Raw genomic sequence first — 4,445 nt, forward strand, 5'->3', positions numbered from 1 at the left:
GGGCATACCTTCGTCGAGCAGGTGGTGGCCACGTTGGTCACGCGTTGCTCGCCCGTGTTCGTGGTGGCGGCGCCGGGTCAGCCCCTGCCGCCGCTGCGCGCGGAGGTGCTCCGAGACGACGTCCGAGGCGTCGGTCCGCTGCTGGCCACGGCCAGGGGCTTGCGGGCCGCTGCCGATGCGGGGATGGAGCGGGCCTTCGTGTCAGCGGTCGACATGCCCTATCTGACCGCGGATCTGATCGAGGAGCTCGTCGGGCCGTCGGTGCGCCTTGGCGCGGACGTGGTGCTGCCCTGGGATGGACGTGATCACTACCTGGCCGGCGTGTACCGGACCGACCTTGCCTCACGGGCCGAGCAGCTGGTGGCCGCGGGTGAGCGCAGCATGCGCGCGCTAGTGGATGCCGTTGACACCCAACGCGTCGTGATGCCCGAGCAGCGCGCGTTGACCAACGTGAACGATCCGACCGACTTGCGGTAGTCGGCTGGCTCTAAGCGGCCAGGTGGGAGCTTCCAGCATCAGTCCTGGCGCGCCGTCCGCCACGCATGGCGCTGGGTCGGAGGGCGACCAAGGAACCCGAGCGGACGATGCCGATCGGTCCACTGCCGGCGAAGCGGGCCATGCCAGGCCCGCGCAGCGCGATACCCGCTTTGGCCTGCCGGTAGCCGACGCCCATTCCGGCTGCCGTGGGAATCAGGAATGCGACGAGACCCGGCAGTGCGGCAGCGACCATCGCCGACAGGGAAGCGGCGATGACGAGTGAGCCATACGAACGGAAGAACGCCTGCAACCCGTCGGACATGGCGGCGGCGGGTGCTGTCCGGGCTCTGGCGTTCAGCGACGAAGCCCCGACAATGGCACTGGTCGCGCCGGACATGGAGGTCGCCGTCGCCGTCGCGGTTTCGCCAGCGCCGTCACTAGCCGAGATCGCGCCTTGCCCACCGGTAGGTGGTCGGACGGCCTGCAGTGGCGTGGGCAAGGTCGTCGACGGCCCGCGGATGTCAGCCCTCACTCGTCCACTTGCTGGTTGCACGTCGGGGAAGCCGAACATGGAGGCGAGGTCGGAGGGAACCTGGGTTAGGGGAACGAACGCATCGGCCGTGGAGGTGAGGATGGCCCGGATCGACGTCAGAACATCCGGAATCGGTGCGATCAGACCCGTTGCGAGCTCGTCGGCCATCGGGGCGACGAGTGTCTGCACCCCTGCTACCGGTGCGACGAGGCTCTGTACCCCTGCGGTCACTGCGCCGGCGGCGGGTGCCACCACCGCGTGTGCGGCCTGCGTGAGCTGGTTGGTGGTCGACGTGAGCGCTTCGGTCACCGGGGTCAGCGCGTGGGTGCCCCCGTCCTTGGCCGTGCCGGAGTCGGCTGCGGCGGCGGGAGGGGCGGTCACCGGATCATCCGTCGGTGCCTTGGGCGTCTGCCGGACGCTGAGCCCGGTGATCGGTGTGTGGTCGCGAATGGCCTCGGCCATCATGTGCGGAACAGCGGCGATCGGAGACGTCGTCTTCGATCCCGTCGAGCCGAGGATCGACTGCGGGCCCGGCAGGTGACCCGGCCCCAGCGCATTCGTGGCGCCCTGAATGGTCGCGCGCAGCTTCTTGGCGACGCCACCGAGCGGGTTGGTCTGATGTGGGCTGCCGTGGCTGGCGGGGGCAGCGCTGTCAGCGCCGGTCGTGGAGCCGGAACCGGAGTCGGCAACGGCCACGGCGCCGCTGAAGTTGACCATTAGGCCCGCCGTCAACAGGCCCACGCTCGTCGCGAAGCGCCAATGTGAACGTGTCACTTACCCTCCGCGACCGCTCTCAGGGCCGCTCGGTGCAGCCCACTCGTTTGCGCCATTGTCGCACGATTCGCCCAATCAGAGTTTCCAGTTCGGGCGGCCCATTTACCGCCCCGGATATGTCGGTTCGTTGGCTCGGTGAATTGCGGACTAATTGCCGCTCCGGCAATGGACCGGGGGACCGCATTGCCGCTCCGGCGGGGAGGGCGACGTGCATCGAGGGACGTGCTCATCCGCGGGCCGTCCCCAGGATCGCCTGAACATCGTTCATCGACCATCGCTCAGTTGAATTATGATGTCCAAGTACAGTATTCGAGTCGAATCGACTGTAATGCACTCTTGCGTAATGAATATGGACGACGAGCATCCCGCGGCGCGAATCGCCGCCCCGGAGTTGGCGTTGACGAAGTCGTTGAAAGTCAAGCCATGAAGGGTGTCTCACGTCGACCACGCGGAAGTGTCGATGCATCCGATCGGACCGATTGAGTGAGTTATCTTGCTACGTCGAAACATTTGCTCATTGGCTGATCAATCCGACGACTTCACCCGCGTCATGGAGAATTGATAATTGACGGAAAATGCTGAGCAGCAACGCCGATGGGCCAGGGCCGGCCACTGTCCACCTACCGGGATTCGTGCCACCTACCGGGATTCGTGAGTGCACCTAACGATAAATGGTCAATCAGCTTGCAGCAGACATGTTCTCGGTGAGGGAGTTGTGGCGGATGTTGTTCACGCCGCAGTGGGCCAGGTCACAAAATAGCCGTGATTCGAGTCACTTTCGCCTTGCGGCGGCATACGTTCGGCGTCCGAGTGAAATACCGAATTGACCTGCGGATACTCCACTCTGCGTGATCGTGATCCGTCCGTTATCAAACGGTGACATGCGCTCCGATGAACATGACTTCACTCGAAAACGTTTGTACGTTCCATATGTCTCCATAACCGGAGCGAACAATTTCAAAACCACGAACCTGCGTGTGAGTGGGGCCGCCTAGCCCGGGAGATGCCCGGCGCTACGGCAGCCGCCGGACCTGATGTCCGGTGTGGCATGTCTGGCCGCCCACTGTCGTGCCCGACCGAGACGGCGCGAACCACAACTCTGACGCCTGCTCAGCAGGCAATAACGCCCACGTTTACGCGGGTGTCCTTGGCGCGCGCGTGGCGAAAGGATCGAATTGAAGAACATCCGCAAGACGTTCGGGCTTGGCGCCATCGCCGGGGCATTGATCGTGGCCCCGATGGCGCTGGGTACCGGCACCGCGAACGCGGACGGTGTGAACTGGGACGCCGTCGCATCGTGCGAATCCGGCGGCAACTGGCACACCGCCACCGGGAACGGTTACTACGGTGGCCTGCAGTTCACGATGAGCACCTGGCACGCCAACGGCGGCAGCGGTTCGCCCCACGCGGCCAGCCGTGAGGAGCAGATTCGGGTCGCCCAAAACGTCCTCAAGACCCAGGGCATCGGCGCATGGCCGGTGTGCGGCAGGCGGGGCTAGCGCCCAAATCTTGATTGAAGAGCGGCCCGGGCGACACGCCCGAGGCCGCTCTTTACTTTCATCCCTTCTACCTCACCTTTCTCTGCATTCCGTCACGTCCCGATAAAGAACTTCCGTCGCTTGTGTAACGCATGAGATCGGACCCACGAATTACCGTATGACCGCGTCAATAACGCACATCTTTGCAGCGGTCCTCGTGTCAAACGGTCGGGGAAGGACCGCAACATGAAGATCGACGGCATTCTGAGAGCACTCACCAGCAGCCTGAAGCTCATCGCGGTCGCCGCCACCTTCGGCATCGTGGCGTTCGCTCTCTCGACCGGTGTGTCCTCGGGCACCGCCCACGCGGACTCGATGAACTGGGACGCCGTCGCACAGTGCGAGTCCGGTGGCAATTGGGCCGCCAACACCGGAAACGGCAACTTCGGCGGCCTTCAGTTCAAGCCGGCGACCTGGAGCTCCAACGGAGGCGTCGGGTCTCCCGCCAGCGCGTCACGGGAAGAGCAGATCCGGGTTGCCGAGAACGTCCTCGCCAGCCAGGGGCCGGGAGCATGGCCGACATGCGGTGCCCACGGCGGCACACCTGCGATCTGGAATGTCTCGTCGATTACTCCGGCGCCGGCCACGACGGGCTGCCAGGCGATGCCGACCAGGGGACTGCTCGGCTTCATCAACCCGCGGCAGATGTGCACAGCCCTGCTCGGTCCGCTCGGCACGCGCTGACGTCTGCCTACGACCGCTACTGCGGGTCCGGTAAGACGAAGGCCGATCGGCCGGCGACCGATGCCATGTGACGGGTCAGCAGCGCCTCCGGCACCATCGAGGAGGCGCGCATGGCCGCTCCGGCGAGCACCGCAGGTCGAATGTTGACGATCCGGCCAAAGAGTCTGGACTCCCTTGCCAGGGCGAGGGCCCGTGGCCGGCGAAACGCCGCGAACCGCGCGAACGCGCCAGGCAGGTCGTCGCCCGCGTCGACGAAGTGAGCCAACGTGGCGGCATCCTCCAATCCCTGACACCCGCCCTGGCCGAGGTGCGGACGCATCGGATGTGCGGCGTCTCCCACCAAGACGACCGGTCCACGCGACCACTGGCGCGCAGGCGCGCGGTCGTACAGGTCGTTGCGCAACACGTCCGTCGGATCGGTCGACGCCAGAATGTCAGGA

At 65.5% G+C, this 4,445-nt stretch carries 4 protein-coding genes and 1 pseudogene; 3 read left to right on the forward strand and 2 right to left on the reverse strand.

The genetic code is table 11. The features are described from left to right. Nucleotides 1-477: molybdenum cofactor guanylyltransferase (mobA, locus tag ACRDUX_RS15045; protein WP_526414820.1), on the forward strand; the 477-nt coding region annotated here is incomplete at its 5' end. 10 nt (nt 478-487) lie between these two features. Here mobA and ACRDUX_RS15050 read toward each other — a convergent pair. Then, nucleotides 488-1,783, reverse strand: a complete 1,296-nt coding sequence (locus ACRDUX_RS15050; RefSeq protein ID WP_526414821.1) for a hypothetical protein — start codon at nt 1,781-1,783, stop codon at nt 488-490. A gap of 1,265 nt (nt 1,784-3,048) precedes the next feature. Between ACRDUX_RS15050 and ACRDUX_RS15055 the strand changes: the two are divergent. Both ACRDUX_RS15055 and ACRDUX_RS15060 read left to right on the forward strand, forming a co-directional pair. Next, nucleotides 3,049-3,282, forward strand: a pseudogene (locus ACRDUX_RS15055) (transglycosylase family protein); the annotation flags it as partial. A gap of 225 nt (nt 3,283-3,507) precedes the next feature. Next, complete coding sequence (locus tag ACRDUX_RS15060; RefSeq protein WP_526414822.1) at nt 3,508-4,005, forward strand: transglycosylase family protein; 498 nt, start codon at nt 3,508-3,510, stop codon at nt 4,003-4,005. A 16-nt stretch (nt 4,006-4,021) separates the two neighbouring features. Here ACRDUX_RS15060 and ACRDUX_RS15065 read toward each other — a convergent pair. After that, on the reverse strand, nt 4,022-4,445 hold a 424-nt coding region (locus ACRDUX_RS15065; protein ID WP_526414823.1), incomplete at its 5' end, for an FAD-dependent monooxygenase.

The sequence above is a fragment of the Mycobacterium sp. genome, from assembly GCF_050701675.1.
Classification (GTDB): domain Bacteria; phylum Actinomycetota; class Actinomycetes; order Mycobacteriales; family Mycobacteriaceae; genus Mycobacterium.

What these genes read in the sequence shown, in the direction of transcription:
- ACRDUX_RS15060 (WP_526414822.1), top strand. Translation starts at nt 3,508, where the DNA reads ATGAAGATCGACGGCATTCTGAGAGCACTCACCAGCAGCCTGAAGCTC.